Below are 1,397 nucleotides of genomic sequence, written 5' to 3' on the forward strand. Positions count from 1 at the left end.
ATCTGACGCTCCCGATAGACTTCCCTCATGCCAGCTAGCCTGCCCACACCTGCTGCTCCTAAGCAGGATGCCACCCGCAGCGTCCTTGCTATCCCGGCATTTCGCAAACTCTGGAAGGCGATGGTCTTCTCTTCCTTAGGTGATTGGCTTGGTCTGCTTGCAACTACCGCCCTGGCCGCACAACTTTCTGGCGGCTCTTATGCCACTGCAAACTTTGCTATCGCCGGTGTCTTTATTGCGCGATTGTTACCCGCAGTATTTCTTGGCCCTATTGCTGGAGTATTTGCAGATCGCTTTGATCGCCGCCGCTTGATGGTTGTCATCGACATTCTTCGCGCCGCCCTCTATATCTCCATTCCAATCGTGCACACCTACTTCTGGCTCTATGCCGCCATGATCTTGGTGGAGTGCCTTACTTTGTTCTGGTCACCAGCGAAGGAAGCATCAGTACCTAATCTGGTCCCACGCGATAAGTTAGAAAATGCTAATCAAGTCTCACTACTAGCTGCCTATGGCACCGCACCCATTGCTGCAATTCTCTTCACACTTCTTACCTTGCTCTCAGGTGCTCTTGCAACGATTAGCCCACTGCTACCAACTAACTCAGTAGATATCGCCCTCTACTTCAATGCTCTCTCCTTCCTCTTTGCCGCCTACACAATCCGTGGTCTCAAAGAGATTCCAAAAGGAGCCGCCTCTAAAAAAGATGCCGAGCAGAACATCGGCCAATCACTACTTCAAGGTTGGAAGGCTGTCTCGCAATCAAAGATTATTCGCGGGCTGATCATTGGCATGATTGGCGCCTTCTCAGCAGCAGGCGCCGTCATTGGCCTTGCTCGCACATTTGTAGGAGACCTTGGCGGCGGCGATGCCGCATATGGTGTTCTCTTCGGTGCGGTTTTCACTGGCCTTGCCATCGGTATTGCATTTGGGCCAAAGATCTTTGCGCAGTTTTCACGTCGTCGTTTATTTGGTGCCTCTCTTTCCACCGCTGGCTTCTTCCTTGTGTTGTTGGCGCTGATTTCAAATCTGACACTGTCAGTCATCATCGTGATCTTCCTTGGCGCCTTTAGCGGCATCACCTGGGTCACCGGCTTCACCATGCTCGGCATGGAAGTACACGATGATGTTCGTGGTCGCACCTTCGCCTTTGTGCAATCACTGATTCGCATTACCTTGGTAGCAGTTCTGGCCACCGCGCCCATCATCGCTGCCACCATTGGTGAACATAGATATGAATTTAAGAACACCACCCTTGACTACAACGGCGCCCAGATAACTATGTTGCTCGCTGGTCTGATCGCAGCACTGATTGGCTACATCTCCTACCGCCAGATGAAAGATCGCCCACAAGTCTCGCTCTGGTCCGATATCGTCGCAGCGTTGCAAGGAGAACT

At 52.1% G+C, this 1,397-nt stretch carries 1 protein-coding gene; it reads left to right on the forward strand.

What is annotated here, in order from left to right; all coding sequences use genetic code 11:
- Window positions 1–27 precede the first annotated feature (27 nt).
- The coding region (locus AC9UEP_RS02970; protein ID WP_509543861.1) for an MFS transporter at window positions 28–1,397 on the forward strand (1,370 nt) is incomplete at its 3' end.

Source organism: Candidatus Planktophila sp. (assembly GCF_040402315.1).
Taxonomy (GTDB): Bacteria; Actinomycetota; Actinomycetes; order Nanopelagicales; family Nanopelagicaceae; genus Planktophila.